The sequence below is a fragment of the Zavarzinia sp. genome (assembly GCF_041650655.1).
Lineage (GTDB): Bacteria > Pseudomonadota > Alphaproteobacteria > Zavarziniales > Zavarziniaceae > Zavarzinia.
Map to the genome: position 1 here is coordinate 1 of NZ_JBAZKR010000237.1, position 3,027 is coordinate 3,027.

At 70.0% G+C, this 3,027-nt stretch carries 3 protein-coding genes; all 3 read right to left on the bottom strand.

The genetic code is table 11. From position 1 onward, the window contains the following. Positions 1-1,107: UDP-N-acetylmuramoyl-tripeptide--D-alanyl-D-alanine ligase (gene murF, locus WC493_RS22810; RefSeq protein ID WP_373068861.1), on the bottom strand; the 1,107-nt coding region annotated here is incomplete at its 3' end. After that, a complete protein-coding gene (locus WC493_RS22815; RefSeq protein ID WP_373068863.1) occupies positions 1,104-2,663 on the bottom strand; it encodes a Mur ligase family protein in 1,560 nt (519 codons plus the stop codon). The genes murF and WC493_RS22815, both read right to left, overlap by 4 nt. A gap of 8 nt (positions 2,664-2,671) precedes the next feature. After that, the coding region (locus WC493_RS22820) for a penicillin-binding transpeptidase domain-containing protein (RefSeq protein ID WP_373068865.1) at positions 2,672-3,027 on the bottom strand (356 nt) is incomplete at its 5' end.

Genomic DNA, 3,027 nt, shown 5'->3' on the forward strand with positions numbered 1-3,027 from the left:
GCCCGCCTCGCCCATGTCGCCCATGACCAGGATGCGCCGGCCGGGCACAGAAGCCAGCACGTCGATCGCGGCGCGCATCGAATCGGGATTGGCGTTGTAGCTGTCGTCCACCACGCGCGAGCCCTCGCGGCCGGCGCGCTGTTGCAGCCGGCCCTTGATGCCGGCATAACCTGCCAGCCCCTGCTCGACCGCGGCCAGCGGCGCGCCCGCCGCGAGCGTCGCCGCCGCTGCCGCACAGGCATTGCGCGCATTGTGACTGCCCGGCACCGCCAGGGTCACCGTGAGGGCGCCCCACGGGGTGGTCAGATGCAGCTCGCCACCCAGGCCGTGGCTGGTGAAGCGTCCATGTACGTCGGCGGGCTGGTCGAGGCCGAAGCCCAACTGGCGCCGGTCGCGCGACAATTCGCGCCAGATGTCGGCGTGCGTATCGTCGGCATTGAACACGGCGACGCCGTCGGCCCCCAGCCCGGCGAATATTTCGCCCTTGGCCAGCGCCACATCCTGCACCGTGCCGAGACCCTCCAGATGGGCGCGGTGCGCGTTGTTCACCAGCGCCACAGATGGCTGCGCGAGGCGCGTCAGGTAGTCGATCTCCCCGGGATGGTTCATGCCCATCTCGATCACCGCGGCGCGGTGCGACGCGCGCAACCTCAGCAGGGTCAGCGGCAGGCCGATGTCGTTGTTGAGGTTGCCGACGGTGGCGAGGACGGCGTCCGCGCTGCCGAACTGTGCGCGCAGAATCGCCGCGCACATTTCCTTGACCGTGGTCTTGCCGTTGCTGCCGGTGATGCCCAGCAGCGGAATCGCAAATCGCCCGCGCCACTGCGACGCGAGGGCACCGAGCGCGAGGCGCGTGTCGGTGACGCCGATCAGCGGCAGGTCGGGATGGGCCGCGGCAAACTCCCCGCTCACCACCGCTCCGGCCGCGCCGCGCGCGAGGACCTCGCCGACATAGGCATGGCCGTCGAACTTGTCACCTTTCAACGCGACGAAGAGCTCGCCGGCGGCGATGCTACGCGAATCGGTGGAGACGGCGCTGAAGCCCGCGTCGGCGCCTTGCGCGCGGGCGCCGATGGCGCGGGCCGCCTCGTGCAGGGTCATCATCATGGCCGCCGTCCCGCCAGCGCCGACTTTGCGGCAGCGAGGTCGGAAAATGGATGCCGCACGCCGGCGATTTCCTGGTAGGGCTCGTGGCCCTTGCCGGCGAGCAGGATCACGTCGCGCCGGTCCGCGTCAGCCACCGCGGCGGCGATGGCGCGACCGCGATCGATCTCGACCGTCGGCGCGTGCTGCAGCCCGGCGAGGATGTCGTCGATGATGGCTTGCGGATCTTCCTTGCGCGGATTGTCGCTGGTGACCACCACGCGATCGGCCAGGCGCCCGGCGATCGCGCCCATCTGCGGCCGCTTGCCTGAATCGCGCTCGCCACCGCAGCCGAATACGCAGATCAGCCGGCCGCCGCGCGCCGCCGCGGTTTCGCGCAACACGCCGAGCGCCTTCTCCAATGCATCCGGCGTATGGGCGTAGTCGACCACGACCAGCGGCTGATCCACGCCGCCGACCGCCTGCATGCGCCCCGGCGGCGGCTGGATGCCGCGTAGCGCGACGGCGATGTCCGCGAGGCGTTCGTTGCGCGTCAGCAGCGCGCCGATCACGGCGAGCAGGTTGGACACGTTGAAGCGGCCGACGACAGGCGCGGAAAAATGCTGGCCGCGCAGGTCGAACCCGACGCCGGCGGCGCCCATGTCCAGATTTTCGACGCGGAGGATTTCATCTGCGCCACCGGCGCCGGTCAGCGTGTAGCCGATGGTGCGCACGTGGCCCTTCAGCTTTGCAGCCAGGTCGCCCCCGACCGGATCGTCGAGGTTCAGCACGGCCGCGGCAAGGCCGGGCGCAAGGAAGAGCAGTTCCTTGGCTGCCGCGTACTCCGCCATCGTGCCGTGGTATTCGAGGTGGTCGCGGGTCAGGTTGGTGAATACCGCGACATCGAAGGCCGCGCCATTGACGCGGCCCTGGTCGAGTCCGATGGACGACACTTCCATCGCGCAGGAGTCCGCGCCTTGGGCGAGGAAGCCGGCAAGCGCCGCATGCAGGGTGATCGCGTCGGGGGTGGTGTTCGGGCTTTCGTCGAGCGCATCGAGGAAGCCGTTGCCCAGCGTGCCGATCACCGCGCATTTGTGGAACCTTTCCCCCGGCCCCTTTCCCCGGGAAAGGGGTGACGGGTGTTCGTCGCTGCGCGACTCCGGGCTATTGGCTGTATCTGCCTTGGGGCGGCCCGGCGGCAGATACGGCAAGGCGTTCATCGCCTGCGCGATCCATTGCGACACCGAGGTCTTGCCGTTGGTGCCGGTCACGCCGGCGAGCCACAGATGCTCCGAAGGGCGGCCATAGACCAGATGCGCGATTTCGCCGGAGAGCGCGGCGAGTCCCTGCACTTCGACGATCGGCGTGGCGCCAGCGCCGACTGTTGCCGTTGCGTCGCGTCCCGCCTCGGCGATCACCGCCGCGGCGCCCCTGGCCACCGCCTGCGCGATGAAGTCGCGGCCGTCGGCCTGCGCGCCGGGGAAGGCGACGAAGATGTCGCCCGCGCGCACGCGCCGCGAGTCGGCGCTGAGGCGTTGCGGTTTGACGCCCTGACGTTCGAGTTGTTCGAGAATCGACATGGCGGAATTCACATCTCTTCCTTGACCGGCTCGGCGCTGGTCATCAGCAGGGGCTTCAGCGGCGCGTCCGGGGCCACGCCGAGCGTGCGCAGGCTGCCGGCCATGACCCGGGCGAACACCGGGGCCGCCACGTCGCCGCCGTAATACTTGCCGTTCGACGGTTCGTCGACCATCACGGCGACGATCAGCCGCGGGTCGGAAGCCGGAGCGAAGCCGACGAAGGACGCGACGTACTTGTTGGCGTAGGCGCCGGCTTCCAGCTTGTGCGCCGTGCCGGTCTTGCCCGCCACGCGATAGCCGGCGATCTGCGCCTTGGGCGCGGTGCCGCCGGGCTGCACGGCCATCTCCAGCATGGCGCGGACCT

What these genes read in the sequence shown, in the direction of transcription:
- WC493_RS22815 (WP_373068863.1), bottom strand. Translation starts at nt 2,663, where the DNA reads ATGTCGATTCTCGAACAACTCGAACGTCAGGGCGTCAAACCGCAACGC.